We start from the raw sequence: 26,132 nt of genomic DNA, 5'->3' as shown, positions 1-26,132 counted from the left end.
AGAGGGGCGTACATGGGCTGGACGGTCCTCTACATCGCGTTCGGAGTCGTCGCACTGTGGTTGCTCGGTGAGGTGCTGCTGCAGTACAAGGCCCGGCTGCGCTGGAGGCTGCTGGCCTTCTTCGGTTTCCTCGGCGTCGTGCTGGGTGTGCTGATGCCCTCCATCCTGGTGATCGGCGTCGGTACCGCGGCCTTCGCGGTCGGCCAGACCTTTGTCACCCTCTCCTTCCGCCAGGGCTTCTCCACCGGCTGGGCGCTCGGCGGTAAACCGGGCTCCAGCCGCCGTCGTCGTGGCGGGCCGGAGGCGGCACCGATGGAGCCGGCCGACGCCGAACCGGCCCTGGAAGTCTCCGAAATGGAGCAGACGGCGGCCTACCAGATGGAGCCGATGCCCGACGACACCGGCCAGTACGGGGTGTATGAGCGGGGCGAGGAACCGCAAGGGTACGACCAGGGGTACGACCAGCCCGGCCAGCAGGACCAGCCCGGCCAGTACGACCAGCCCGGCCAGTACGACCAGTACGACCAGTACGGCCAGCAGGACCAGTACGCCACGGTCGGCTACGACCAGCAGGGCATAGACACCGGCCAGTTCTACACGAACGCTGGCGATCAGTACGCCGAAGCCGGAACCTACGGCTACGGCGCCGAACAGACCGCCGCCTACGCCGCGTACTCCGACCCGTACATCGGCTACGACGCCCACGGCAACTACGCCGAGCAGCCCTTCCAGCAGGATCCCTACGCCACCGGGGCGTACGACGGCCAGGCTTATGCCCCTGGCTACGACAACGGGCAGTATCCAACTCAGCAGTCCCAGCAGCCCCAGCAGTCCTACTACCCCGAGACCCCGCCCGGCGGTGTCTGGGTCCCACAGCAGCGCGAGGCCGAAGTGCCCGCGGAGCAGCCGTACCCGCACCAGGACGGGAACGGGTACGGGTACGGGTACGACGCCACCTATTACTACGACCCGCAACAGCAGCGCTACTGATCCGCTACGCCCCTACCGGGAGCCGCGCCAGCCGGCTCCCTCGACGATCAGCCCGGCGGCCATCGCCCCCGACATCCCGGCGTGCGCGAGCCCGCCGCCGGGATGGGCCCAGCCGCCGACCGCGTAAAGCCCCTTGAGGCCGCCCTGGTTGGCCGCCCGCAGATACGCGCCGTCCGCCCCCGCCAGCGCCGGGGCGGGCACCGCGCCACCGGGTGCCCCGGTCTCCCGGGCGTTGTCGGCGGGGGTACGCACCGCATGCCATCGCAGCCGGTCCCGCAGCCCCGGGACCGCGGCCTCCGCGTCGGTGATCAGCCGCCGCACATCCTCCTCGCCCACCGGGCTGAACGGCTCCACCGGGACCGTCAGGGTGACCGCCTCGTGCCCGGCATCCGGCACCAGCACCGCGTCCTCCGGCCGCAGTACGGTCAGCGTGCGCTCGCTGCCGTGCACCACGGTGCGGTGCGCGGTGCCCTCCGGGCGGGCGCCGCGCAGGGCCAGCAGCACGGTGAGCCGGGCCTGGCCCGGGGCGGACTCCGGGTACGGGCAGCCACCGTCGATCACCACGTCCGCGTCGACGACGGTACCGTCGGCCAGCTCGACCCCGGCCGTGCGGCCATCCTTGGCGAGGGAGCGGACCACCTCGGCGCCGAAGACGAACTCCACGCCGCGTGCCACGCACCGTTGACGCACCGCGTCGGCCAACGCCCGCATGCCACCGGTCACGTACCAGCTGCCGAAGGTCTGCTCCAGATACGCCAGCACGGTCGCGCTCGCGGGAACCCGCTGTGGGTCGAGGCCATAGGCCGTGGCGTAGCTCTCCAGCAGTGCGACCAACCGCGGATCACGCAGTTCGTCGCGGCCGACCTCGCTGAGGGTGGGCGTACGGCGGCGCAGCATCCCGCGCTTGCGCAGCGCGGGATAGGGATCGCGGCTGGCCCACTGACGACCCGTACGGTCCGTGGCATCGGTCAGCGGTTCCTCCAGGAGCGGTCGCCGGGTCGCGTCCCAGGCGGTACGGGCCCGTCCCACCAGGGCGGCCCAGCGCTCGCCGGAACCGGCGCCCAGGGCCGTATCGAGCGCGTCGATCACCCCCGCCCGGGAGGCGGCGGGCAGGGTGACCTCCGTGCCGTCGGCGAAGAGATGCCGGGCCGCCGGATCGGTCTGGCGGAGCTCCACGACGTCCTCAAGCGGCTCACGGCCGGTCTTGATGAACAGGTCCCGCCATACGGCGGGCAGTTGCAGCAGCCCCGGCCCGGTGTCGAAGCAGAAGCCGTCCCGTTCATAGCGCCGTACACCGCCGCCATATGTCTCACCGCGTTCGTACACCGTCACCCGGTGTCCCACGGTGGCCAGCCGCGCGGCGGCTGCCATGGCGCCCATGCCCGCGCCGATCACCACAATCCGTCCCATGCCACCATTCTCGACGGCGACCTGGCATTGCCCGGCCCCGGGGGCCTCACAAGCTTAGACGCGCCCGCCGCGACGGTCCGTCCGTCGTCGGCGGGGAAGTCCCCTGACCCACCCCTTCCCGAAACTGTGGGCTGCCGCCCCCAGACCCCCACCCGTGTTGTGGGCACTCGCAGCCCCGCGAGGGGCTGTGGGTGGGCACAACACCCGGCCACCGTCCCGCACCGGACCAACCCCGGGCCCCGGGGCGAAGCCCCGCCACGCGGCGGAGCCGCATATCGGCACAGCCGGGAAGGGGCGGGAATTGGGGAACCCCACCCACGGCACCCCCAGAGCCGGGCGGAGCCCCGCCACGCGGCGGAGCCGCATATCGGCACAGCCGGGAAGGGGCGGGAATTGGGGAACCCCACCCACGGCACCCCCGCAGCCGGGCGGAGCCCCGCCCCACGCGGCGGAGCCGCATATCGGTGCAGCCGGGAAGGGGCGGGATACGGGGACACCCCACCCCGGCGCCCCCGCCCCGGGGCGAAGCCCCGCCGCGCGGGCGGAGCCGCGGTGCAGCCGGGAGGGGGCGGGATACGGGGAAACCCACCCCGGCACCCCGCAGCCGGGCGCGAGGCGCGCCGAGCCGTGGAGCCGCCAGTCAGGGGTGGGGGGCCGGGTGCTTCGGCGCTCGGCGTTCCCGGCGGCGCCGGAGAAAGCGCCGAATCCGGCCGATCAGGAAGCCCGTCAGGACGCCGCCGAGCAACAGCAGCGTGCCCGCGACAACCGCCGCGGCCACCGGCTGGAAGACGGCGAAGGTGATGATCCCGGCGACGGTCAGATCCTCAGCGAGGCTCAGCACGATATTGCTCGCGGGTTCCGGCGAGGTATTGACGGCCATCCGTGTCCCCGCCTTGACCAGATGGCTGACCAGCGCCGTGGAGCCGCCGACCGCGCCCGCCACAAGCTGGGACAGCGAGCCGTCCTGCCCGGCGAGCAGAGCCGCGACAACGCCGCCGGAGACCGGGCGGATCACGGTGTGGACCGAGTCCCATACGGAGTCCACGAACGGCACCTTGTCGGCGACCGCTTCGATGAGGAAGAGCACCGCGGCGGCGATCAGCACATCCACACGTTGCAGCGCTTCGGGCACCTCGTCGGAGACGCCGGTGGCGCCGAAGATCCCGAGCAGCAGGACCACGGCATAGGCGTTGATCCCGCTCGCCCAGCCGCTGGTGAAGACCAGGGGAAGTATGGACACGCCGGTGATCGTAACGGGTAGGCCCGGGTGCGCAGGGCTGAGTACCCGTACCTAGAGCGGGGGTTGAGTATCCGCGCGGATGGGCCGCGACCTGCGTAGACGGCAGAGTAATGGGTGCCGGGAGGACGCGGCGCCGCACCGCCGGCACGGGGCGGCGGAACGGCGCGGCGGCCGTACCGGAGGGGGAGACCGTACGGGGGTACGGGGGCACGGGGGGCGTGCGGCCTCAGTGATCACTGAGGCCGCACGCAGCCACCCACCCGGCCCTGCAGCAGCAGCGACAGCGCCGCGTGCACTTCGTCCAGCGAGCGCTCCGGCTGGAACGCCTGCCAGTCCAGCGCCGCCACCAGGACCATGCCGACGAGCGCGGCCGCGGTCAGCTTGATATCGATTTCGGCGCTCAGCTCCCCTTCTTCGACACCCAGCCGCAGCGCGTCCTCCACCACCGCGACCGCCTGACCGCGCACCATCATCAGCGTGGACTGCCAGGCCCGGTTGGTACGCCACAGCTCGGCGACATAGAGCTGGGTGAAGGCCGGATAGCGGTCGATGAAGACCAGCCCGGCCCGGATCATCGCGTCCAGCGCGTCGACCCGGTTACCGCCCCGCTCCGCGGTCTCCTCGGCGGCCCGCCGTAGCTCGGCGGTGAGCAGCTCCACACCGTGCCGCAGCAGCTCCTCGAAGAGCTCGGTCTTGCTCGCGAAGTTGTAGTAGACCGTGCCCTTCGCGACTCCGGCGCGCTCGGCGATCTCATCCACCGTGGTGGCGGAGAAGCCCTGTTCGGCGATGAGCGTGACCGCCGCCTCGTAGAGCTTCTGCCGAGTCGCGCTCCGGCGGGTGCTTGTGCTGCTTTTCATGAGGCTGATTCTCTCCTCACAGGGTCAGCTCCGGGTGCAGTCGCTTCATCGTCCACACCGCGCTCCGGCGTGCGGTCCACGCCGTCAGCGCGAGGGCGCCCGCGGTGAAGGCCAGCAGTACCACGCACGCTCGCCACACCGGCCACAGCTCACCGCCGGTGATCAGATGGCGCAGCCCCTCAACGACGTAGCTCATCGGCAGGAACGGGTGGATGGCGTTGAAGAAGTCCGGGCTGGTCTGCACCGGGTAGGTGCCTCCGGCGGAGGTGAGCTGAAGCATCAGCACCGCCAGTACCAAAATCCGTCCGGCCGGACCGAACTGGGCGTTCAGCCACTGGATGATCGCGGCAAAGCAGGCGGTGACCAGCAGCAGAAAACCGATCGTCCCGGCGGCCCGGTGCAGCTCCAGACCCAGCCCCGGGGCCCAGCGCAGCACGGCCAGCAGCGCACCCACCTGGAGCGCACCGATCGCGGCGACCGGCAGCCAGCCCGCGAGCGCGGTCCGCCAGACCGGGGCCCCGGCGGCCAGGGCACGCCGGTTGAGCGGCTGAAGCAGCATGTACGCGACCATCGCGCCCACCCACAGGGAGAGCGGGATGAAGTACGGTGCGAAGCCGGTGCCGTAGTTGGGCGCCGTGTGGACCTTGCCGGAGGCGAGCTGCACCGGGTCGGCCATCACCGAACTGCGGTCCTCGCGCTCCTTCTTGTCGTAGTCGGGGATCTGCTCGGCGCCATCGTGCAGCCCCCTGGAAAGGGCGCCGGAGCCGTCCGCGAGCTTGAACAGCCCGCCGTTCAGTGACCGCGCTCCGGAGCTGAGCTCGGCGAGCCCGCTGTTGAGATCGCCCGCGCCGCCCTGGGCGGAGCTGAGCCCGGTGTGCAGCTTGCCGGCACCGGAGTGCACCTGCCTGGCGCCCTTGTTGAGCGCGTTGACCTGCTTGACCGCGTTGTCGAGGTCCTGGCCCAGGTTGGGCGCCTTCTTCTGCAGGTCGAGCGCCATGGCGCGCAGCTTGCCGAGATCCTTGTCCAGGGTGCCGAGGCCGTCATAGTCCTGGATCTTGTCGTTGACCGCCTCGGCCGTGTCCGCTGCCGTACGGCTGTAGTCGGCGTGCTTCCGCAGATCCTGGCAGTCAACAGGTGACTCGGGGGCGTCGTTCTCGCACAGCAGGGTGTAGAGCCTGGCCACCCCGTCGGCGGTTCCCCGGGAGAGCTTGGCGGCCTTGCCGGCGTCCTGCGGCAGTGTCTTGACGTGATCCTGGGCGGTCTTGGCGGAATCGGCCACATTCCTGGCCACGGTGGCGATGTCCTCGCCGTCACCCTTGGCGAGAGGGGCCGTCGCCTTGGCGACGCTGTTTACCTTGTCGGCCAGCTTCTGGGTGCCGGCGGCGACCTGCCCGGCGCCCCGCTCCAGATCCCGGGCGCCTTGGTTGAGCCTGGTCAACCCGTCCTTGAGGTCCTGGCTGCCCTGCTTGGCGTCGGAGGTGCCGTCGGCCAGCTCACCCGCGCCCTTCTTCGCCTTGCCGATGCCGTCCTTGAGGTCATCGGCGCCCTTGGCCGCCTTCTTGGTCGACTCATGGATGGAGGAGAAGGAGACGAAGATCTTGTCGTAGAAGCCGCTGGAGGTCTTGCTGGTGGCGGAGGCGCGGACCTCGGAGAAGACGGTGCGGGAGATCTGCCCGACGATGTAGTTGTTGGCGTCGTTCGTCTGGACCCTGAGGGCGCCGGTCTCCGGATGGTCACCGGAGCTGGAGGTGACCTTCTGGCTGAAGTCCTCCGGCACGGTCATCGTGAGGTAGTAGCTGCCGTCCTCCAGACCCTTCTTGGCGTCGGCGGCGCTGGTCTCGTGCCACTCGAAGGTGTTGCTGTCGCGCAGGCCCTTGATGATGTCGTCGCCCGCGGTGATCTTCTCCTTCTTGCCGTCATCGCCTTCGATGGTGGCGCCTTGGTCCTCGTTGACGAGTGCGACGGGTATCCGGTCGAGCCGGTTGTACGGATCCCAGAAGGACCACAGGTACAGCGCTCCGTAGAGCAGCGGGAGCAGCAGCATCGCGGCCATCGCCGCACGCGGCAGCTTTCCCCTGCCAAAGCGCTTCAGCTCAAGCGCGGCCAGCCTCGGCGAGCGCATCTTCCGCCTCCCCCTTCGCGTCGTCGTTCTTCTGCCCGGCCTCTGCGCCTGCGCCTGCGCCTGCGTCTGCGTCTGCGTCGGTACCGTCCGTACGGACCGTCAGCGCGTCCTCGGGGGCCTGGCTGCACACCGCGAGGACGGTCGTGCCGCGCTCGGCGATGGCGCGCAGCAGTTCCCAGGCCTGAGTGCGTTCGGTGTCCGACAGCTTGAGATCGGTGTCGTCCACGGCCAGCAGCCGTGGCTGGTCCAGCAGCGCCATGGCCACGCCGAGCCGTAGCGTCTCCAGCCGTTCCAGATCCCGGATGGCCGTGCGCGGGCCCTTGGGCAGCGACTCCAGTTCCAGCCCGGCGGTCCGCAGCGCCGTCTCGATCCGGGCCCGCCGCTGCTCGGCGCGCTCGCGTCGCCAGCCGTCGAAGTAGCGCCGCAGCAGTGCCCTTTCCCGTAGCTGTTCGGCGACGGTCAGGGACGGCTCCGGATCGGTGATGCCGGGCACCGGGCCCAGTGCGGCGATGCGCCGTACAGCGGCCATCTTCTTCGGCAGCCGGTGGCCGCCGACCTGGGCGTGTCCGGCGGTGATGCGCATCCGGCCGGTCAGCCCGAGGAGCAGACAGGTCCGGCCGGAGCCGGACGGTCCCTCAATGGCGATCAGCGAACCGGGCGGCGCGTCGAGGTCGATGCCCTCGAACACCGGGCCGCGCGGGCCCTTTACGCCCAGACCCTCGGCGGTGATCCCCGCCCCTGACATAGGCCCCTCCCTTTTTGAACTGACTGGTCAGTACAGAAGAGTACCAGCAGGTCAGCGCCGATTGTCAGTGGCGTGGGTGACGATGTCCCTGAAGCGCACACAGGAGCGAATGAGTGAAGAAAGCGAAGGAGGCACCAGCCGATGAAGCTGAACGGGCCCCCGAGCGATGTCCACCCGGTGCTGCGCCGCGCCACCGCGCCGTCGGCCGCTCTCGATCTGCTCTCCCAGGCGCAGCACGGCCTTGACGAGGCGGCGGCCCTGGAGCAGCCCAATGAGCGCTATGCCACCGCCCACTTGGCCGCGCTGCGCACCGCGGCCGCCGTGCTCGCCGTGCGCGGCCGCCCGGAGACCAGCGAGCGCGCCCGCCGCCGTATCCGCAGTGTCTGGGAGGTCCTTCCCGAGGTCGCACCGGAACTGGCCGAGTGGAGTGCCCTCTTCGCCGCCGGCGCCACCCGACGGGCCCGCGCCGAGGCGGGTATCCAGGGCGCCGCGACCGCGCGCGACGCGGATGACCTCATACGGGACGCGGGATACTTCCTGCGCATCGTGGAGCGGATGCTCGTCCCACAGCCCGCTTTTCCCCGTGCGCGCGTGGAGGCGGAACCACCGGCGGCGGTGAGGCAATAAGGTGGGCCCTGCCAGCACCTGAGCCGCCGAGGAGCACCATCATGTCCCGCCCCCGTGCATCCCTTCGTACCGCCGTGGTCTGGGAGGTGCTGCGGGAAGCTCTGCACCGCCGGGCCAAGGCCGCGGGCCGGGAGTCGCTTGATGTCCTGGACACCGGCGGCGGCTCCGGACACTTCGCGGTCCCCGTGGCCAGCCTCGGTCATCGGGTGACCGTGGTCGACCCCAGTCCCAACGCGCTGTTCGCCCTGGAGCGCCGCACCGCGGAAGAAGGGGTCGCCGACCGGGTGCGCGGAGTGCAGGGGGACGCACACGGACTGTTCGATGTCGCCGAGCGGGGCGGCTATGACGTGGTGCTGTTCCATGGGGTGCTGGAATATGTCGACGACCCGGCCGAGGGGCTGCGGAACGCCACGGCCGCGCTGCGCCCCGAGGGTGGCACGCTCAGTGTGCTCGCCGCGGGTCTGGGCGGCGCCGTGCTGGCCCGCGCGTTGGCCGGGCACTTCACGGAGGCACACCAGGCGCTGACCAACCCCGAGGGCCGCTGGGGGAGCGGGGACCCGGTGCCCCGGCGCTTTACGCCCGACCAGCTCACCGCCCTGGTGGCGGATACCGGTCTTGAGGTGGGCGCGGTGCACGGCGTCCGGGTGTTTACGGACCTGGTGCCCGGAGCACTCGTAGATACCGAGCCTGGCGCACTGGAGGCCTTGGCGCAGCTGGAGACGGCCGCCGCAGAACTGCCGGCTTTCCACGCCGTCGCGACCCAGTTGCACGTCCTGGCCGAGGTGCGCTAGACCACAGGGCCCCGATCAGCGGCTACGCGCCGTATGATCGAAGGGCACCGTCGGGCATGACGGGACGGTGGCAGGGGAATGAACTGGCCACTGCAGTGATCCGCCTTACCTGAACCGGTGGGAGGAATTGGCGTACAGGGGCGGGTTTCACGGGGGCGATTCCCTGCCTATCCTTAAAGGGTCGCAACCGGTCGCCCCCGCGACCGATGAGTAGGAGGACTCCGTGCCGCTCTCTGAGCACGAGCAGCGGATGCTCGAGCAGATGGAGCGAGCGCTGTACGCCGAAGATCCCAAGTTCGCGACAGCGCTCGAGGGAAGCGAGCTGCGCACGTACACCCGCAAGCGGGTCTACCAAGCGGTCGCGGGCTTTCTGGTGGGTATTGCGCTCCTGATGGCCGGAATGGTCGCGCAGATTATCTGGGTCAGCGTGGTCGGTTTCCTGGTGATGCTCGGGTGCGCTGTCCTAGCCGTGACCGGTTGGCGCAAGGGCCCCAAGGCAGGTGCGCAGACTGAGGGCGAAGGTCAGGCCACGGGCGGTGACGCGCCGTCCGGCCGCCGTCAGCCAAAGCAGCGCCGGTCGCTGCTGCACCGTATTGAGCAGCGCTGGCAGCGCCGCCGGGATGAACAGCAATAGCAACCAGCTCAACCACAGACACAGTCAGAAGGGGCTCCCCGGCCCACCCGGGAAGCCCCTTCCGCACGTCCAGACCCTCCCGGTGGGGGTTTCCCCTAGCCCGGCCCCTTCCCCGAAACCGGGGGCTGCCGCCCCCAGACCCCCGAGGTGTTGTGGGCACTCGCAGCCCCGCGAGGGGCTGTGGGTGGGCACAACACCGGCCACCGGGCCGCACCCGCCCACCCCGGGGCCCCGGGGCGCAAGCCCCGGTTACGGGAAGGGGCGGGATACGGGGAACACCCACCCACGGCACCCCGCAGCCGGGCGAAGCCCCGCCACGCGGCGGAGCCGCATATGGGTCAGGCCCGCTGCCGGGAGGCGACCCGTAGCGCCGCCCCCCGCAGCCGCTGCCCGGCCACCCCCCAGCACCCCGCGACCGCCCACATCACCCGAATGGCTGAACGCGGCAGCAGCAGCGCCCGCGCCCGCCCCCCACGCCCCGCAGAGGCCCGCAACCCCGCCCGCACCCGCCGCACATCCTCCGCCAGCCCGGACGACGCCGGAAGCGGCCGCGGCGCGTACAGCACCCGCTCCACCGCGTCAGCCACCCGCCCCGCCGCCTCGGCCGGTGCCGGACCCAGCTCACCGGCCGATACGATCCGCTCCACCGCCCTCCGCGGGGTCGCCGACTCCGCCGGTGCGATGCCGTAGTCCCAGCCCGAGTCAAGGAGTTCACGCCACGCGGCAAGCATCTGCCCCCCGGGCCCCAGCCGCTCCGCAGCGGGGCCCAGGCGCCGGGCCCGCGCCCGGATGCGCCACATCAGCGGCAGCAGGGGCACCACCAGCACCACCAGTGCCACCAGCGCCGTGATCAGGGCCTTCTGCCAGGGGAAGCCGTCCTCGGGCGGGGCGGCACCCACCGCCGGGTCGTCCTCGCCGCACTCGCCGGTCCTCCGCAGCTCCGCCGGACACTCGTCCGGTGCGGTCGGCCGCGCGCTGGGCCGTACCGTCTCCGTCGGCTCCGGCAGCGCGCCCGCGTCCTCATCCGGCTCCGGCAGATCCGGCTGTGCGTACCCCGGTGTGCTGCCCCGGGAGGGGGTGGGCTCAAAGCGGGTCCAGCCGACCCCCTCGAAGTACAACTCCGGCCAGGCGTGCGCGTCCTGCAGCCCGACCTGCACCGTGCCGTCGCCCGCCGGGGCGCCCGGCTGAAAGCCGACCGCGACCCGTGCCGGGATGCCCAGGGTGCGCGACATCGCGGCCATCGAGAACGCAAAGTGGACGCAGAAGCCCTCCTTCTGCTCCAGGAAGCGGGTGATGGCCGCACTGCCGCTGCCCGCCTTCACCTCGGTGTCGTAGCGGAAGCCGCCCTCCCGTGCGAACCACTCCTGAAGCGCGAGGGCTTGCTCGTAACCGTTGGCCATACCATCGGTGACCGACCGTGCCCTCTCCTCCACCGTCTCCGGCAGCGACTCCGGCACCTCGGTGTACTCATCCAGCAGCTGCTGAGGCGGCCTCGGGGCGCCCGCCAGCTGCTCAGCCGTCGGCCGTACCTGGAGGCTCTCGACCACGTACTGCGCGCCCCTGGTGTTCTGTCCCCGGACCCCGACCAGCCCCCGGCTCTCCGGCTCGAAGCGCCACCGCCCATCGATCTTCACCTGCTGCGCCGGATACGGCATGGGCAGCCAGTCCTGCTCGTACCAGCCCGCCGCGGCGATCCGGGTGGTGACCTTCCGGGTCGATACGCCCGGTGACAGCCCCGGCACCGGGGGCAGCAGCGGTGGCACATCCTGGATGCGCCGCTCCGAGGGTTTCCACGCGGTGCCGTCGAACTGGTCCAGCGCGATGATCCGCATATACAGATCCTGGCTGCTCGCCGCGTCCGTCTCATAGGTGAGTACGGTGCGGTTCTCCGGCTGGTTGAGGCTGTCCTGCAGCGCCACCAGCGGATTTATCGCCGAGACCGTGCCCCCGCCGCCACTCCCGGGGCCGCCCCGGCCGGCCGGGTCCAGCAGCCCGCCCCCGAGTGACGGCAGCAGCGCCGGCACCAGCAGCGCCAGACCCAGCGCCGCCGCACCGATCCGCCGCCCCGTACGTACCGGGGCCACCGCCGGGCCGCCCAGCGCGGGACCGTACGCGCCCGTACGCCGTCCCGTGCCCGCGCCGCCGAACACCCGCCCCCACTGGGAGAGCCGGTCCCGGCCCTCGGCGAGGAGCAGCAGCAGATAGCCGACCGCCGCACACAGGAACCACAGCCAGCGGGCGCCGCCCTGGGCCAGCCCCGCCGCCACCGAGTACAGCGCCAGCAGCGGCAGCCCGGCCGGGGCGGCGCTGCGATACGTGACGGCCAGCGCGTCCACCAGCAGCCCGATCACCAGCACCCCGCCGATCAGCAGCAGCCGGATGCCCTCGGTGACCGGCGCCGGGATGGCGAACCGGCTGACATCGTCGGCGCCCTCGGTGAGCAGCGTCCCGAAGTGCGTAAAGGCCTCCGGGCCCGGGAACAGCCCGGCGAACGCGGACTCCCGGGCGAAGACGAAGGTGAGCAGCAGCAGCGTCACCAGTGCCTGCAGCGCCACCGTCAGCACCCCGGCCAGCGGAATCCGCCGCGCCACGGCGCCCACCCCGCTCTGCACGCCCAGTACGAAGGCCGCTTGCAGCAGCCAGCTCGCCGGAGTGACCAGGGGCAGCAGCGCACTCGCGGCCGCCAGGGTGGCCAGCCACGCGCATATCGCCAGCCGTGCCTGTCCGCTCACCACTGACCGCCTCCCGTCTCTGTTCCGGTGCCCGCCGGGTCCGCCTGCCGCCACAGCCGCGGCAGCGGATCGCCCGGTGCGTAAGGCACCACCGTCCACCCCGACTCACGCAGCATCCGTGTGCGCTGCCGCTCCGTCTCCTGCGGCAGCTGCCCGCGCACCATGAAGGCGACCGCGCCACTGGTGCGCTGCGGCATCCGGGCAGCGGTCGCCGTCTGCTCCTCATCGAGGGAGCCCAGAAAGGCCACCAGTAGCCCCTCATGGCCACCGCGCACCGCGTCATACGCCGTGGCGAGCCCCGGCTCATCGGAGTGCTCAACCACGGCGAGCGTGTCCAGCAGCAGCCCGGCCGTATCCGAGGAGTCACCTTCCAGCGCGCCGCCGTCGGGGCCGGGGGCCTGCGCCCCCGTATCCGTCAGCAGCCGCACCCCGTAGCCGCGCTCCAGCAGATGCATCACCGCTGACGCCGCTCCCGAGACCGCCCATTCGAAGGGGGAGTCGGGCCCCGAGCCGGCCCAGGCGTGCCGACGGGTGTCGAGCAGCACCGTGCAGCGGGCCTTCTGCGGCTGCTCCTCGCGACGCACCATCAGCTCGCCATAGCGGGCCGTGGAGCGCCAGTGCACCCGGCGCAGATCGTCCCCGTGCCGGTACTCGCGCGGGATCACATCGTCATCACCGGCCAGCGCCGCGGAACGCTGCCGTCCCTCGCCGTACCCGGGAGCCTCCCCCGCCAGCCGCACCGGCGGCAGCGGCTCGACCCGTGGGATGACCGTGAGCGTGTCGTACGCGTGGAACGAGCGGATCAGCTCGACCATGCCGAAAGGATCCGTCAGCCGCAGCTGCAAGGGCCCCAGCGGATAGCAGCCGCGCATGTCGGAGCGCACCCGGTAGGAGACCTCGCGCCGCCCGCCCGGCTCCACCCGGTCCAGCACGAAGCGCGGCCGGGGACCGAGCACATAGGGCACCTGGTCCTGGAGCATCAGCAGTCCGGTGGGCAGCCGTGAGACGTTGTCCACCCGCAGCTGCACCTGCGCCTCGGAGCGTGCCGGTACCCGCCCGGGCGCCAGCCGCCGGGAGGCCACGACCCGGTAGCGGGTCCGGTGCAGCACCAGCACGCACACCAGCGGCAGCGCGGCCAGCAGCATGCCCACCCGCAGCAGATCCGCCTGCCCCAGCACATACGCACAGAGCACCGCGGCGACCCCGGCGGCCAGAAAGGAGCGGCCCCGGGTGGTGAGCCCGCCGAGCGAGGTGCGCAACGAGCCCCGTGACTCCTGGGCGCCGCTCCCGGCGGCCATCAGTACCTCCGCGGCGACTGCTGACCGTAAGGCTCCGGCTGCTGCGGGGACGGGTCCGGCACCGGGGTGCTCCGCACGATCTCGGTGACGACCTGCTCGGCGGTACGCCGGTTCAACTGGGCCTGCGCGGTGGGCAGCAGTCGGTGCGCGAGCACCGGTACGGCGAGTGCCTGCACATCGTCGGGCAGGGTGAACTCCCGTCCGCTCAGCGCCGCCGACGCTTTGGCGGCCCGCAGCAGCTGCAGCGTGGCCCGTGGTGAGGCGCCCAGCCGGAGCTCGGGATGGTTACGGGTGGCGCCCACCAGTTCGACGGCGTACCGCCGCACGGCCTGGGCCACATGGATCTCCCGCACCGCCTCGATCAGCTTGCCGATCTCGTGGGCGTGCGCCACCGGCTGCAGATCGGCCAACGGGGAGAATCCGCCGTGCACATCGAGCATTTCCAGCTCGGCGGCCGGGCTGGGGTAACCGATGGACACCCGGGCCATAAAGCGGTCGCGCTGCGCCTCGGGCAGCGGATAGGTGCCCTCCATCTCGACCGGGTTCTGGGTGGCCACCACCATGAACGGGTCGGGCAGTTCATAGGTGTGCCCGTCGACGGTGACCTGCCGCTCTTCCATCGACTCCAGCAGCGCCGACTGGGTCTTGGGCGAGGCCCGGTTGATCTCGTCACCGATCACAATCTGCGCGAAGATGGCCCCGGGCTTGAACTCGAAGTCGCGCCGCTGCTGGTCGTACACGCTCACCCCCGTGATGTCCGAGGGCAGCAGATCGGGGGTGAACTGAATGCGCCGCACCGAGCAGTCGATGGATCTCGCGAGTGCCTTGGCCAGCATGGTCTTCCCCACGCCCGGCACATCCTCGATCAGCAGATGCCCCTCGGCGAGCAGCACGGTCAGCGAGAGCCTTACGACCTCCGGCTTGCCCTCGATCACGCTCTCCACAGAGCGGCGCACCTGATCCGCTGTGGTGGTCAGATCGCTGAGCTTGGTTCGCTCGTCATAGGTCGTCACCCGGCCTGTCCTCCCTGAGCCGCAGCCCGTTCCACAGGCCGGTCCTCCTGGGACCAAGGCCGGCCCTCCCCGATACTCAACGGCACTTACTCCTTACCCCTAAACGGAGGGAGGCCGCTGACGGTTCATTCTTCACGCACGCCCCGCCTCGCGTCACCGTTCCGGACGGATGGCCGGGTCGATCTCGCGCAGGAGACCCGTCTTCACATCGAAGACAAAGCCGCGCACATCGTCAGTGTGCAAGAGGAACGGCGAGGTGCGTACCTTCTGCATCGACTGGCGCACGTCCTGGTCCAGATCCCGGAAGGACTCCACCGCCCAGGTGGGCCGCTGGCCGACCTCCAGCTCCAGCTCATGCCGGAAGTCCTCGGTCAGATTGAGCAGTCCGCATCCCGTGTGGTGGATGAGCACGACGGAGCGGGTACCCAGCCCGCGCTGGCTGATGGTCAGGGACCGGATGACGTCATCGGTGACCACACCGCCCGCGTTGCGGATGGTGTGGCAGTCCCCCAGTTCAAGGCCGAGCGCGGCGTACAGGTCAAGCCGTGCGTCCATACACGCGACGATGGCGACCTCGAGGACGGGCCGGGCGTCCATGCCTGGATCGACGAACTCGGCGGCGTACATTGCGTTGGCTTCTACGAGACGGTCGGTGACCGTCCTCTGGCGATGGGAAATCGACATGGCTACGACGGTATCCGTGGACGGCCCGTGCGGCCCGCTGTGAGATCGGGCATAGGGGGCTAACGCAGCATCCTGTGAGGTAACCCACACGGACCCCTGGGAGTGCTCCATATGGGTGGAAGAGCCAACGGAGGGCTACCCGGAGGACCCGTCCGGTGACGCACCGGACCGGTTGGTTGACCAAGGGGGCGAGTGGACTAAAGTGGCGCGAAGTGGGAGGCGTGAGAGCGCATTCTGGCCAGATGCGCATGCTGGCTGTGCCGGCTGCACTGGCTGGGGCGGCCGGATCCCGGTATCCCCCGCGGGCGCGTACATACGGCTCGGCCTCCTCCCGCTCCAGGTCATCTGACGCCACTTCCCCGGCGCCAGGGGACCATTCCCCTTCAGAGCGGGCGGGGACCGAGCTGTATGTGCAGCAGCCCGCGCCGGACCTGAGAGGGCGCATGACCAGCAGCGACGAGCGGCACATTCCCGTCATGCGCCAGCGGTGTCTGGATCTGCTGGCCCCTGCCCTGAAGCAGCCCGGGGCGGTTGTCGTCGACTGCACCCTGGGCCTGGGGGGTCACAGCGAGGCGCTGCTGGCCGCGTTCCCCGAGGCCCGGCTGATCGCCCTGGACCGGGACCCGGTCGCGCTGAAGCTCGCGGGCGAACGGCTGGCGCCCTACGGCGATCGGGCGACTCTGGTGCACGCCGTCTACGACGAACTCCCCGGCGTACTGGACCGTCTTGGCACACCCAGGGTCCAGGGCATCCTCTTCGACCTGGGCGTCTCCTCCATGCAGCTGGACGAGGCCGACCGCGGCTTCGCCTACGCCCAGGACGCTCCCCTGGATATGCGGATGGACCAGACGACGGGTATCTCCGCGGCCGATGTCCTCAACACCTATCCGCCCGGCGAGCTCGTCCGTATCCTGCGCGCCTACGGCGAGGAGAAGCAGGCCAAGCGGATCGTCGAAGCCGTTGTACGGGAGCGGGCCAAGGAGCCCTTCAGCAACAGCGCGCGGCTGGTCGAGGTGATCCGCGAGGCGCTGCCGCAGGCCGCCAAGCGCACCGGCGGCAACCCGGCCAAGCGCACCTTCCAGGCGCTGCGTATCGAGGTCAACGGCGAACTGGCCGTACTGGAGAGAGCGGTGCCCGCCGCCGTTGACGCCCTCGCGGTCGGCGGCCGGATCGCCGTGCTCTCCTACCACTCCCTGGAGGACCGGCTCGTGAAGCAGGTCTTCGCGGCGGGCGCGGCCAATACCGCACCGCCCGGACTGCCCGTCGTCCCCGAGCGCTACCAGCCCCGGCTCAGACTGCTGACCCGCGGTGCCGAGCTGCCCACTGAGGAAGAGGTCGCCGAGAACCGCCGCGCCGCTCCCGCCCGGCTGCGCGGCGCCGAGCGTATCCGGGAGGTCCAGGACGTATGACGGCACAGCGGCGGCTCGCCCGGCTCGCCCGACTGGTCCCGAGCGGTAACTCGACCGCGGCCCGTACCCCCTTCGTCCTGCTCATCGTGGTGCTGCTGGGCTCCGGGCTGCTCACCCTGCTGCTGCTCAACGCCTCGGTCAATCAGGGTTCGTTCGAGCTCGGCAAGCTCAAGAAGCAGACCAAGGAGCTGACGGACGAACAGCAGGCGCTCCAGCAGGATGTGGACGCCTTCTCCGCCCCCGACGCGCTCGACCGGCGAGCCCGGGAGCTGGGCCTGGTACCGGGCGGCGTCCCCGCCTTCCTGCTCCCGGACGGCACCGTCCGGGGCGTTCCGAAACCAGCCGTCCCCGACTCCGGGAGGTGATGTCCGTGAGCGACGTACGCGCGGCCACTGGGCCGCGGCCGACGACGAAAGCCGCACCTCTGCGCCGTGCGGGCGGCAGCGACACAGGCCGCTGGTGCGGCAGGGCGAACAAGGTGACGCCATGAGCCCGCGGGAACCGCGCCGACGGGTGCCACGCCCGGCCCGCCCACCACAAGGCAGAACCGCACAGCGCAGAACCGCACAGCGCGGAACGCCACAGCGCAGAACCCGCCAGCCGCACCCGCCCCCCCGCAGCGCGCCGCTGCGACTGGGCGAGCCCCGTCCCCGGCTGCGGCTGATCAGCGTCGGCCTCACCCTGGTGCTGCTGGCCTTCACCGTCCGGCTGCTCCAGGTGCAGGCCGTGGACGCCAGCGCGTACGCCCAGAAGGCCAACGTCAACCGCTATGTCACCGTGCCGATCGCCGCCGAACGCGGCTCTGTGACCGACCGCAGGGGCCGGGATCTGGCCACCACCATCGACGCCTACGACATCACCGCCGACCCCTTCCTCTTCAAACCGGAGCAGGCCGAGGTCGACGACGCACCGGCCCGGGCCGCCGCACTGCTCGCCCCGATACTGGGCGTCGACCAGGAGGAACTGGAGCGCAAGCTCATCCGGCCATCGTCCCCGCGCTATGTCCTGCTCGCCCGGCAGCAGACCCCGCAGGCCTGGCGGCAGATCCAGGACCTCAAGAGGGCGCTCGCCGACAAGGAGCGCAAGGAGCAGGGCACCAATGTGCTCGCCGGGGTCTACGCCGAGCCGCGCGCCAAGCGGGTCTACCCCAACAAGGAGCTCGCGGCCGGACTGCTCGGCTTTGTCACCTCCGACGGCAAGGGCGGCGGCGGTCTGGAGGCCCAGCTCCACAAGCAGCTCGCGGGCAAGGACGGCAAGGTCACCTACGCTCAGTCGGCCGGCCGCAGGGTGCCCACCGCCAGGACTCAGGAGCAGCCCGCGACACCCGGCTCCGGGATAGAGCTCACCATCGACCGTGACATCCAGTGGGCTGCCCAGAAGGCCATCACCGAGCAGGTCGACGCCTCCAAGGCGGACCGGGGCTATGTGATCGTCCAGGACCCCCGCACCGGCGAGATCCTCGCCATGGCCAACGCACCGAACTACGACCCGGGTAACCTCTCCCAGACGAGCTCCACCGACCTGGGCAACCCCGCCCTCCAGGACGCCTATGAACCAGGTTCCACGGCCAAGCTGATGACCATGGCTGCCGTACTGGAGGAGGGCGTCGCCACTCCGCAGACCCAGGTCACCGTGCCCAACCGGCTGAACCGGGCAGGCCGGGCCTTCGCCGACGACCACGACCACGCCACGTATCACCTGACGCTCAACGGCGTGCTCGCCAAGTCCAGCAACATCGGCACCATCCTCGCCGCCGAACGGCTCGGTAAGACCCAGCAGCAGGCGAACAAGGTGCTGCACTCGTATCTCACCAAGTTCGGCATCGGCCGGCCGACCGGCCTTGGCTTCCCCGGCGAGACCCCGGGCATCCTCGCCAAGCCGGCGGACTGGAACAAATCACAGCAGCACACCGTCCCCTTCGGACAGGGGTTCTCGGTCAACGCCGTCCAGCTGGCCTCGGTCTACTCGACGATCGCGAGCGGCGGTAAGCGGATCACCCCGACGCTCGTACGGGGCACCATCGGCCCGGACGGGCGCTACTCGGCCGCGCCGAAGCCGAAGGAGAAGCGGGTCCTCAGCGAGAAGACGGCGAAGACGCTCGCGCGTATGCTCGAATCCGCCGTCGCGGACAAGGAGGGCACCGGCAAAACCGCCCGGATCCCCGGCTACCGGGTCGCGGGCAAGACCGGCACCTCCAACCGGGTGGACCCACAGACCGGCCGCTACAAGGGCTACACCGCCTCCTTCGCCGGATTCGCCCCCGCCGACCAGCCCCGGGTCACCGTCTACTGCGTCGTGCAGAATCCCAAGAGGGGCAGCTATTTCGGTGGTTCCGTCTGCGGGCCGGTGTACCAGCAGGTCATGAAATTCTCCCTTAAAACCCTTCAGGCGGCCCCCACGGGAGTCAAGCCGCCAAAAATGCCGACCACCTTCACCCCGGGCGACTGACCGGGAACCACACGTGAGAACGATCACTGACGATATGCGGAACCGCCCCGGCTCCCCGCGCCCAGCGCGCCCCTCGCTTCGCGGTGCGCCGGGCCCGCCCGGTAATCTCACCGCCGTGCCACAAGCTGATCAGACCCCATCCTCGCCGCCCCGCCCCGCTGAGGTACGCCCCGTGCCGCTGGCGGAGCTGGCCCAGGCGCTGGGCCTCGACGACTGGGCGCCCCCCGCGTCAGCACCCTCAGACGCCGGCGCCGCCGCCATCACCGGCATCACCCATGACTCCCGGGCGGTGCGCCCCGGCGATATCTACGCGGCCCTGCCCGGAGCCCGCTTCCACGGGGCCGACTTCGCCACCCAGGCCGAGTCGCTGGGCGCCGCCGCGGTGCTCACCGACCCCGCGGGCACCGAGCGCGCCGCCGCCACCGGGCTGCCCGTTCTCACGGTGCCCGACCCGCGCGCCCGGATGGGAGCACTCGCCGCCACGATCTACGGCGAGCCGGGCCGGGACCTGCTGCAGATCGGCATCACCGGCACCTCCGGCAAGACCACCACGGCCTATCTGGTCGAGGGCGGGCTGCGTGCTGCCGCCAAGGAGGGCCAGCTCACCGGTCTCATCGGCACCGTGGAGACCCGGATCGGCGATGAGCGGATCAAGTCCGAGCGGACCACACCCGAGGCCACCGAGCTCCAGGCGCTGTTCGCCGTGATGCGCGAGCGGGGCGTCACCTCCGTCGCCATGGAGGTCTCCAGCCACGCGCTGGTGCTGGGCCGCGTCGACGGCTGTGTCTTCGACGTCGCCGTCTTCAACAACCTCAGCCCCGAGCACCTGGACTTCCACCCGGATATGGATGACTACTTCCGGGCGAAGGCGCAGCTGTTCACCAAGGGCCGCTCCCGCGCCGGAGTCGTCAACCTCGATGATGAATTCGGCCAGCGGCTGGCTCAGGAGGCCACGGTCGAGGGCTACCCGGTCACCACCTTCTCCGCCGAAGGCCACCCGGACGCCGACTGGCGGGCCGAGGATGTGGAGGTGGGCCAGCTCGGCTCGGTCTTCACCGCTGTCGGACCCGAAGGGGTGTCCGTACGGGCAGCGGCCCCGCTGCCCGGCCCGTTCAATGTCTCCAACGCGCTCGCGGCCGTCACCGCCCTGGTCGTGGCCGGGATCGACGCCCAGACCGCCGCCGACGGAGTGGCCGCCGTCCCCGGTGTACCGGGCCGGCTGGAGCGGGTTGACGCGGGTCAGCCGTATCTCGCCGTGGTGGACTACGCCCATAAACCGGACGCCGTCGAATCGGTCCTGCGCGCCGTCCGCAAGGTCACCGACGGCAAGGTGCACGCCGTACTCGGCTGCGGTGGCGACCGCGACCCGCACAAGCGCGGCTCGATGGGTGCGGCGCTGGCCCGGCTCGCCGACACCGCCGTGCTGACCTCCGACAATCCCCGCACCGAGGACCCCCTGGCGATCCTCGCGGCCATGCTCGCGGGCGCCGCCGAGGTGCCCTCCCATGAGCGCGGCACCGTACTCCTCGAAGAGGACCGGGCCGCGGCCATCGCCGCCGCCGTGGCCCGTGCCGAACCCGGTGACACCGTCATCGTCGCGGGCAAGGGCCATGAACAGGGCCAGGACATCGCTGGTGTGGTCCGCCCCTTCGATGACCGCCAGGTGCTGCGTGAGGCCATCGAGGAGCGGCAGAGCCAATGATCCCTCTCTCCCTCGCCGAGATCGCCGCCATTGTCTCCGGACAGCCGCACGACATACCGGATCCACGGGTCCAGGTCACCGGCCCCGTTGTGATCGACTCCCGGGAAGCCGTACCGGGCAGCCTCTTCGCCGCCTTCGCCGGAGAGCGCGTCGACGGCCATGACTTCGCCCGCCGCGCCATCGACGCGGGCGCCGCCGTGGTGCTGGCCACCCGTCCGGTCGGCGTGCCCGCCATCGTGGTCGACGATGTGGTCGCCGCCCTGGGGGCGCTGGCCCGCCATACCGTCGGCAGGCTCGGCACCGCCGTGGTCGCGCTCACCGGCTCCTCGGGCAAGACCAGCACCAAGGACCTCATCGCTCAGCTGCTGGAGCGGCTGGGCCCCACCGTGTGGCCGCCCGGCTCGTTCAACAACGAGATCGGGCTGCCGCTCACCGCGCTCCGCGCCGACGCCGGGACCCGGCATCTGGTGCTGGAGATGGGCGCCCGCGGCAAGGGCCATATCCGCTACCTCACCGAGCTGACCCCACCCCGCATCGGCGTCGTGCTCAATGTCGGCACCGCGCACATCGGCGAGTTCGGTGGCCGTGAGCAGATCGCCGACGCCAAGGGCGAGCTGGTGGAGACCCTCCCCCCGGCAGGAGAGGGCGCGGACGAGGGCGGGGTGGCGGTGCTCAACGCCGACGACCCGCTGGTCCGCGCCATGGCGTCCCGGACCCGCGCTCGCGTCGTGCTGTTCGGCGAAGCCGGGGACGCCGCCGTACGAGCCGAAAACGTGCAGCTCACCGACGATGGTCGGCCATCTTTCACGCTTCACACACCCTCCGGGTGCAGCGATGTGACCTTGCGCCTGTACGGTGAGCACCACGTGTCGAACGCGCTCGCCGCGGCGGCCGTCGCCCATGAACTGGGCATGCCCGCCGAGCACATCGCACAGGCGCTCACCAGCGCGGGCACGCTCTCCCGGTGGCGGATGGAGGTCACCGAGCGCGCCGACGGTGTAACGGTCGTCAACGACGCGTACAACGCGAACCCCGACTCCATGCGGGCTGCGCTGCGCGCACTCGTCGCTATGGGCAAGGGGCGTCGCACGTGGGCGGTGCTCGGTGAGATGGCCGAACTCGGTGAGGCGGCGCTCGCGGAGCACGACGCGGTCGGGCGGCTCGCCGTCCGGCTCAACGTCAGCAAGCTCGTGGCGGTCGGTGGCCGAGAGGCCGCCTGGCTCGACATGGGTGCCAAGAACGAGGGTTCGTGGGGTGAGGAGTCGGTGCACGTGTCCGACGCTCGGGCGGCGATCGACCTGTTGCGCAGTGAGCTGCGCCCGGGGGATGTCGTACTGGTGAAGGCTTCCCGTTCAGTAGGCCTGGAGCAGCTCGCGCAGGCGCTGCTCTCCGACGCGGATGGCGAGGTCGCCGGTCGATGAGGCAAATCCTCTTCTCCGGAGTTATCGGGCTCTTCCTGACCTTGGTCGGCACTCCGCTGCTGATCAAACTTCTGGCCCGCAAGGGCTACGGGCAGTACATCCGCGACGACGGCCCCCGGGACCACCACAGCAAGCGCGGCACCCCCACCATGGGCGGTATCGCCTTCATCCTGGCGACCCTCATCGCCTATGCGCTGACCAAGCTCCTCACCGGCGAGGATCCGACCATCTCCGGTGTGCTGGTGCTCTTCCTGATGGCGGGCATGGGCCTGGTCGGTTTCCTGGACGACTACATCAAGATCGTCAAGCAGCGGAGCCTGGGCCTGCGGGCCAAGGCGAAGATGCTCGGCCAGCTGGTCGTCGGTATCGCTTTCGCGGTCCTCGCGCTCAACTTCAAGGATCTGCGCGGCAACGCCCCGGCCTCCGACCGGCTCTCCTTCACCCAGGATTTCGGCTGGCAGATCGGCCCGGTGCTCTTCGTCATCTGGGCGCTGTTCATGATCCTGGCCATGTCGAACGGGGTGAACCTCACCGACGGCCTGGACGGTCTGGCCACCGGCGCCTCCGTGATGGTCTTCGGCGCCTACACGTTCATCGGTATCTGGCAGTACCAGGAATCCTGCGCCATCACCGGGGTCCGGAGCTGCTTCGAGGTGCGTGACCCGCTCGATCTCGCGGTGGTCGCCGCCGCGCTGATGGGCGCCTGCTTCGGCTTCCTGTGGTGGAACACCTCACCCGCCAAGATCTTTATGGGGGACACCGGCTCGCTCGCGCTGGGCGGTGCGCTGGCCGCTCTGGCGATCCTCTCCCGCACCGAACTGCTGCTCGCCATCCTCGGCGGCCTCTTCGTCCTGATCACCATGTCCGTGGTGATCCAGGTCGGGTCGTTCCGGCTCACCGGTAAACGGGTCTTCAAGATGGCCCCGCTCCAGCACCATTTCGAGCTCAAGGGCTGGAGCGAGGTGCTGGTCGTGGTCCGCTTCTGGATCATCCAGGGCATGTGCGCGATCGTTGGTGTGGGAATCTTCTACGCCGCATGGGCGGCCCGGAAATGACCGAGAAGCCCCTGGAGATCTCCGGACGCCGGATCGCCGTCGCCGGGCTGGGCGTCAGCGGCATCAGCGCCGCCCGCGCCCTGGCCCGGCTGGGCGCGCGGGTCACCGTCGTCGACGGCGGCGACAGCGATGCGCACCGGGCACGCGCCGCCGAGCTGGCCGCGGAAGGCATCGCCGTCCGGCTGGCCGACGGCGACACTCTCCCGGAGGGCACCGAGCTGATCGTGACTTCCCCGGGCTGGCAGCCGCAGAGCCCGCTGTTCACAGCGGCGGCCAAGGCGGACATCCCGGTGTGGGGCGATGTGGAGCTCGCCTGGCGGCTGCGCGGTCCGCGGGCGGCCCCCTGGCTGGCGATCACCGGCACCAATGGCAAGACGACCACGGTCCGGATGCTCGCCTCGATCCTCGACGCGGCGGGCCTGCGTACCGCGGCCGTGGGCAACGTCGGCACCCCGATCGTCGACATCGTGCTGTCGGACGAGCCCTATGACGTTCTCGCGGTCGAACTCTCCAGCTACCAGCTGCACTGGGCGCCCTCCCTGCGGGCCCACTCCGCGGTGGTGCTGAACCTCGCCCCCGACCACCTCGACTGGCATGGCTCGATGGCCGCGTACGTCGCCGACAAGGGCCGTATTTACGAGGGCAACGAGGTCGCCTGCGTCTACAACACAGCGGACCCGGCCACCGAGGTGCTGGTCCGGGAGGCCGATGTGGCCGAGGGCTGCCGGGCGATCGGCTTCACCCTGGGCAGCCCGGGCCCCTCCGAGTTCGGTGTCGTCGACGGCATCCTGGTGGACCGGGCCTTCGTCGACAACCGGCGGCAGCAGGCCCGGGAGCTGGCCGAGGTCACGGACATCAGCCCGCCCGCCCCGCACAACATCGCCAACGCCCTCGCGGCAGCGGCCCTGGCCCGCGCCTTCGGCGTGCCTCCGCAGGCGGTCCGGGAGGGGCTGCGGGCCTTCCGGCCGGACGCTCACCGCATTGCCCATGTGGCGGATGTGGCTGGAGTCTCCTATGTGGACGACTCCAAGGCCACCAACACACACGCCACCGAGGCATCCCTGGCGGCATACGACTCGATCGTATGGATCGCGGGCGGCCTGGCGAAAGGGGCCACCTTCGATGAGCTGGTCCTGCGATCAGCCGAACGCCTCCGTGGTGCCGTCCTCATCGGCGCCGATCGTCACCTGATCCATGAAGCGCTCGCCCGACACGCCCCGGATGTCCCGGTCGTCGACCTTGACCGGACGGACACTGGGGCGATGACAGCGGCAGTCCACGAAGCGGCCCGGCTGGCCCAGCCCGGCGACACGGTGCTGATGGCACCGGCCTGCGCTTCGATGGACATGTTCACCAACTACAACGAGCGCGGTGACGCTTTCGCCACGGCGGTCCACGGTCTGGCCTCCGGCCGGGCCGTGAGCGAACAGTAACCCAGTAACCCGCAGCCCCCACCGGGACCGCGGCAGCGGTTGCAGGAGGGGACGGAGTGACCACCATGAGGCCGCGAGAACGGCGTTGTGCCCACCCGGGGCTTCCCCGGAACGGGGTCGTTGTGCGGGCCCGGCCCAGCGACGGGGCCGTCCCGCGAGCCCGCGCCCATGCCCGAAGGGCTGTGGGGGAGGGATTGGGGCATACCACCGGAGCCCCGCGATGACCGCGCCGCGCACCCGCACCCCGCACCGCCGCGGCCCGGCCGAACAGGTGCGCCGGCTGCACGCGCAGGCAAGGCGGGCCTGGGACCGCCCCCTGACCGCGTACTACCTCATCCTGGGGGGCAGCCTCCTCATCACCCTGCTGGGCCTGGTGATGGTGTTCTCCGCCTCCCAGATCCAGGCGCTGCGCTATGACCTCCCCGCCACCTACTACTTCCGCAAACAGCTCGTCGCCGCGGCGCTCGGCACCGTACTGTTGCTGATCGCCTCCCGGATGCCGGTGAAGCTGCTGCGGGCGTTCTCCTACCCGGTTCTGGCCGTCTCCGTCTTCCTGCTCGTTCTGGTGCAGGTGCCCGGCATCGGGGTGGAGGTCAACGGCAGCACCAACTGGATCCGGGTCGGCGGACCCTTTCTGCTCCAGCCCAGCGAGTTCGGCAAGCTGGCCCTCGTCCTGTGGGGTGCCGACCTGCTGGCCCGGAAGGGCGACAAACGGCTGCTGGAGCAGTGGAAACATCTCCTGGTGCCGCTCGTACCCGGCGCCCTGGTGATGCTTGCGCTGATCATGCTCGGTGGCGATATGGGCACCGTGGTGATCCTCACCGCGATCCTCTTCGGTCTGCTGTGGCTCGCCGGAGCCCCCACCCGGCTGTTCGCCTCCGTACTCGCCGCCGCCGCGGCGGCGGGCGCCCTGCTCATCGCCACCAGCCCGCACCGGATGAGCCGTCTCGCCTGTCTCGGTGCCACCGACCCGGGCCCCAGTGATCAGTGCTGGCAGGCGCTGCACGGGATCTACGCGCTGGCCTCCGGCGGATGGTTCGGATCCGGTCTGGGCGCCAGTATGGAAAAATGGGGGGAACTCCCGGAGCCGCATACGGACTTCATCTTCGCCATCACCGGTGAGGAACTCGGTCTGGCGGGGACACTGTCGGTCCTTGGTCTCTTCGCGGCTCTAGGCTATGCGGGTATCCGCGTGGCCGGACGCACGGAGGACCCCTTCGTGAGGTATGCCGCGGGAGGGGTGACGACCTGGATCATGACCCAGGTGGTCATCAACATCGGTGCGGTCCTCGGACTGCTGCCCATCGCCGGTGTGCCCCTGCCGCTGTTCTCCTACGGAGGGTCCGCCCTGCTGCCGACGATGTTCGCCATCGGGTTGCTGATCGCTTTCGCGCGCAGCGACCCCGCCGCACGAGCGGCACTGGCCATGCGGCAGCCTGCTGTCCGAAAGAAGCTGGCTGGGGTGAGACGGAAGACGATGAGACGGCGCGTCAAGAGGCGGCCGTCCGGAGAGCGGTGAAA

General features: G+C 70.7%; 21 protein-coding genes. 12 read left to right on the top strand and 9 right to left on the bottom strand.

What is annotated here, in order from left to right; genetic code table 11:
- The first annotated feature begins 12 nt into the window (after positions 1–12).
- Positions 13–990, top strand: coding sequence for a hypothetical protein (locus tag test1122_RS03580; protein ID WP_232267694.1), 978 nt, complete (start codon positions 13–15; stop codon positions 988–990).
- Positions 991–1,002: 12 nt separating this feature from the next.
- On the opposite strand, the gene test1122_RS03575 is transcribed toward test1122_RS03580, so the two are convergent.
- The 5 genes from test1122_RS03575 to test1122_RS03555 form a co-directional block, all read right to left on the bottom strand.
- Positions 1,003–2,400, bottom strand: a complete 1,398-nt coding sequence (locus tag test1122_RS03575) for a phytoene desaturase family protein (RefSeq protein ID WP_232267693.1) — start codon at positions 2,398–2,400, stop codon at positions 1,003–1,005.
- A 640-nt stretch (positions 2,401–3,040) separates the two neighbouring features.
- The gene (locus tag test1122_RS03570; RefSeq protein WP_232267692.1) at positions 3,041–3,640 is read right to left on the bottom strand and encodes a DUF4126 domain-containing protein; all 600 of its coding nucleotides are present in this window, start codon (positions 3,638–3,640) and stop codon (positions 3,041–3,043) included.
- A gap of 233 nt (positions 3,641–3,873) precedes the next feature.
- On the bottom strand, positions 3,874–4,497 hold the full coding sequence (locus test1122_RS03565; RefSeq protein ID WP_232267691.1) for a TetR/AcrR family transcriptional regulator: 624 nt from the start codon (positions 4,495–4,497) through the stop codon (positions 3,874–3,876).
- Positions 4,498–4,513: 16 nt separating this feature from the next.
- Positions 4,514–6,619 (bottom strand): YhgE/Pip domain-containing protein, encoded by a 2,106-nt coding sequence (locus test1122_RS03560; RefSeq protein ID WP_232267690.1) that lies wholly within the window; start codon positions 6,617–6,619, stop codon positions 4,514–4,516.
- On the bottom strand, positions 6,591–7,364 hold the full coding sequence (locus tag test1122_RS03555; RefSeq protein WP_232267689.1) for an ATP-binding cassette domain-containing protein: 774 nt from the start codon (positions 7,362–7,364) through the stop codon (positions 6,591–6,593). The genes test1122_RS03560 and test1122_RS03555 overlap by 29 nt, the downstream gene beginning before the upstream one ends.
- 141 nt (positions 7,365–7,505) lie before the next feature.
- Between test1122_RS03555 and test1122_RS03550 the strand changes: the two genes are divergently transcribed.
- The 3 genes from test1122_RS03550 to test1122_RS03540 all read left to right on the top strand — a co-directional run bounded on the left by test1122_RS03550 (position 7,506) and on the right by test1122_RS03540 (position 9,416).
- A complete protein-coding gene (locus test1122_RS03550; RefSeq protein ID WP_232267688.1) occupies positions 7,506–7,991 on the top strand; it encodes an SAV_6107 family HEPN domain-containing protein in 486 nt (161 codons plus the stop codon).
- A 41-nt stretch (positions 7,992–8,032) separates the two neighbouring features.
- Complete coding sequence (locus test1122_RS03545; RefSeq protein WP_232267687.1) at positions 8,033–8,782, top strand: methyltransferase; 750 nt, start codon at positions 8,033–8,035, stop codon at positions 8,780–8,782.
- Between the two features lie 223 nt (positions 8,783–9,005).
- Positions 9,006–9,416 carry a DUF3040 domain-containing protein gene (locus tag test1122_RS03540; protein WP_232267686.1) on the top strand — a complete coding sequence of 137 codons (411 nt, stop codon included), beginning with the start codon at positions 9,006–9,008 and terminating at the stop codon, positions 9,414–9,416.
- Between the two features lie 338 nt (positions 9,417–9,754).
- Here test1122_RS03540 and test1122_RS03535 read toward each other — a convergent pair whose 3' ends face one another.
- The 4 genes from test1122_RS03535 to test1122_RS03520 all read right to left on the bottom strand — a co-directional run bounded on the left by test1122_RS03535 (position 9,755) and on the right by test1122_RS03520 (position 15,143).
- Positions 9,755–12,148, bottom strand: coding sequence for a transglutaminase TgpA family protein (locus test1122_RS03535; protein WP_232267685.1), 2,394 nt, complete (start codon positions 12,146–12,148; stop codon positions 9,755–9,757).
- Positions 12,145–13,446 (bottom strand): DUF58 domain-containing protein, encoded by a 1,302-nt coding sequence (locus tag test1122_RS03530; RefSeq protein WP_232267684.1) that lies wholly within the window; start codon positions 13,444–13,446, stop codon positions 12,145–12,147. The genes test1122_RS03535 and test1122_RS03530 overlap by 4 nt, the downstream gene beginning before the upstream one ends.
- The gene (locus tag test1122_RS03525; protein WP_232267683.1) at positions 13,446–14,459 is read right to left on the bottom strand and encodes an AAA family ATPase; all 1,014 of its coding nucleotides are present in this window, start codon (positions 14,457–14,459) and stop codon (positions 13,446–13,448) included. The genes test1122_RS03530 and test1122_RS03525 overlap by 1 nt, the downstream gene beginning before the upstream one ends.
- A 153-nt stretch (positions 14,460–14,612) precedes the next feature.
- A complete protein-coding gene (locus tag test1122_RS03520) occupies positions 14,613–15,143 on the bottom strand; it encodes a beta-class carbonic anhydrase (RefSeq protein ID WP_232267682.1) in 531 nt (176 codons plus the stop codon).
- A gap of 443 nt (positions 15,144–15,586) precedes the next feature.
- Between test1122_RS03520 and rsmH the strand changes: the two genes are divergently transcribed.
- The 8 genes from rsmH to ftsW all read left to right on the top strand — a co-directional run bounded on the left by rsmH (position 15,587) and on the right by ftsW (position 26,130).
- Positions 15,587–16,552 carry a 16S rRNA (cytosine(1402)-N(4))-methyltransferase RsmH gene (gene rsmH / locus test1122_RS03515; RefSeq protein WP_232267681.1) on the top strand — a complete coding sequence of 322 codons (966 nt, stop codon included), beginning with the start codon at positions 15,587–15,589 and terminating at the stop codon, positions 16,550–16,552.
- Positions 16,549–16,917, top strand: coding sequence for a cell division protein FtsL (gene ftsL / locus test1122_RS03510; protein WP_232267680.1), 369 nt, complete (start codon positions 16,549–16,551; stop codon positions 16,915–16,917). Before rsmH ends, ftsL begins: the two co-directional genes overlap by 4 nt.
- Before the next feature lie 121 nt (positions 16,918–17,038).
- Complete coding sequence (locus test1122_RS03505) at positions 17,039–19,000, top strand: peptidoglycan D,D-transpeptidase FtsI family protein (RefSeq protein ID WP_232267679.1); 1,962 nt, start codon at positions 17,039–17,041, stop codon at positions 18,998–19,000.
- Between the two features lie 13 nt (positions 19,001–19,013).
- Positions 19,014–20,702, top strand: a complete 1,689-nt coding sequence (locus tag test1122_RS03500; RefSeq protein WP_422396918.1) for a UDP-N-acetylmuramoyl-L-alanyl-D-glutamate--2,6-diaminopimelate ligase — start codon at positions 19,014–19,016, stop codon at positions 20,700–20,702.
- A complete protein-coding gene (locus tag test1122_RS03495; protein WP_232267678.1) occupies positions 20,699–22,123 on the top strand; it encodes a UDP-N-acetylmuramoyl-tripeptide--D-alanyl-D-alanine ligase in 1,425 nt (474 codons plus the stop codon). The genes test1122_RS03500 and test1122_RS03495 overlap by 4 nt, the downstream gene beginning before the upstream one ends.
- On the top strand, positions 22,120–23,178 hold the full coding sequence (gene mraY, locus test1122_RS03490) for a phospho-N-acetylmuramoyl-pentapeptide-transferase (protein WP_232267677.1): 1,059 nt from the start codon (positions 22,120–22,122) through the stop codon (positions 23,176–23,178). Before test1122_RS03495 ends, mraY begins: the two co-directional genes overlap by 4 nt.
- Positions 23,175–24,611: a UDP-N-acetylmuramoyl-L-alanine--D-glutamate ligase gene (gene murD, locus test1122_RS03485; protein WP_232267676.1), complete on the top strand. Its 1,437-nt coding sequence runs from the start codon at positions 23,175–23,177 to the stop codon at positions 24,609–24,611. Before mraY ends, murD begins: the two co-directional genes overlap by 4 nt.
- A 220-nt stretch (positions 24,612–24,831) precedes the next feature.
- Positions 24,832–26,130 carry a putative lipid II flippase FtsW gene (ftsW, locus tag test1122_RS03480; RefSeq protein ID WP_232267675.1) on the top strand — a complete coding sequence of 433 codons (1,299 nt, stop codon included), beginning with the start codon at positions 24,832–24,834 and terminating at the stop codon, positions 26,128–26,130.
- Positions 26,131–26,132 lie beyond the last annotated feature (2 nt).

Source organism: Streptomyces gobiensis (genome assembly GCF_021216675.1).
Classification (GTDB): domain Bacteria; phylum Actinomycetota; class Actinomycetes; order Streptomycetales; family Streptomycetaceae; genus Streptomyces; species Streptomyces gobiensis.
Note: the sequence above shows the minus strand (reverse complement) of the source record. Positions and strands in the feature narration are given on the sequence as shown.

Excerpts from the sequence above, each read along its gene's own strand:
- test1122_RS03580 (WP_232267694.1), top strand. The coding sequence starts at position 13 with ATGGGCTGGACGGTCCTCTACATCGCGTTCGGAGTCGTCGCACTGTGG.
- test1122_RS03575 (WP_232267693.1), bottom strand. The coding sequence starts at position 2,400 with ATGGGACGGATTGTGGTGATCGGCGCGGGCATGGGCGCCATGGCAGCC.
- test1122_RS03565 (WP_232267691.1), bottom strand. The coding sequence starts at position 4,497 with ATGAAAAGCAGCACAAGCACCCGCCGGAGCGCGACTCGGCAGAAGCTC.
- test1122_RS03560 (WP_232267690.1), bottom strand. The coding sequence starts at position 6,619 with ATGCGCTCGCCGAGGCTGGCCGCGCTTGAGCTGAAGCGCTTTGGCAGG.
- test1122_RS03555 (WP_232267689.1), bottom strand. The coding sequence starts at position 7,364 with ATGTCAGGGGCGGGGATCACCGCCGAGGGTCTGGGCGTAAAGGGCCCG.
- test1122_RS03550 (WP_232267688.1), top strand. The coding sequence starts at position 7,506 with ATGAAGCTGAACGGGCCCCCGAGCGATGTCCACCCGGTGCTGCGCCGC.
- test1122_RS03545 (WP_232267687.1), top strand. The coding sequence starts at position 8,033 with ATGTCCCGCCCCCGTGCATCCCTTCGTACCGCCGTGGTCTGGGAGGTG.
- test1122_RS03530 (WP_232267684.1), bottom strand. The coding sequence starts at position 13,446 with ATGGCCGCCGGGAGCGGCGCCCAGGAGTCACGGGGCTCGTTGCGCACC.
- test1122_RS03520 (WP_232267682.1), bottom strand. The coding sequence starts at position 15,143 with ATGTCGATTTCCCATCGCCAGAGGACGGTCACCGACCGTCTCGTAGAA.
- rsmH (WP_232267681.1), top strand. The coding sequence starts at position 15,587 with ATGACCAGCAGCGACGAGCGGCACATTCCCGTCATGCGCCAGCGGTGT.
- ftsL (WP_232267680.1), top strand. The coding sequence starts at position 16,549 with ATGACGGCACAGCGGCGGCTCGCCCGGCTCGCCCGACTGGTCCCGAGC.
- test1122_RS03505 (WP_232267679.1), top strand. The coding sequence starts at position 17,039 with ATGAGCCCGCGGGAACCGCGCCGACGGGTGCCACGCCCGGCCCGCCCA.
- test1122_RS03495 (WP_232267678.1), top strand. The coding sequence starts at position 20,699 with ATGATCCCTCTCTCCCTCGCCGAGATCGCCGCCATTGTCTCCGGACAG.
- mraY (WP_232267677.1), top strand. The coding sequence starts at position 22,120 with ATGAGGCAAATCCTCTTCTCCGGAGTTATCGGGCTCTTCCTGACCTTG.
- murD (WP_232267676.1), top strand. The coding sequence starts at position 23,175 with ATGACCGAGAAGCCCCTGGAGATCTCCGGACGCCGGATCGCCGTCGCC.
- ftsW (WP_232267675.1), top strand. The coding sequence starts at position 24,832 with ATGACCGCGCCGCGCACCCGCACCCCGCACCGCCGCGGCCCGGCCGAA.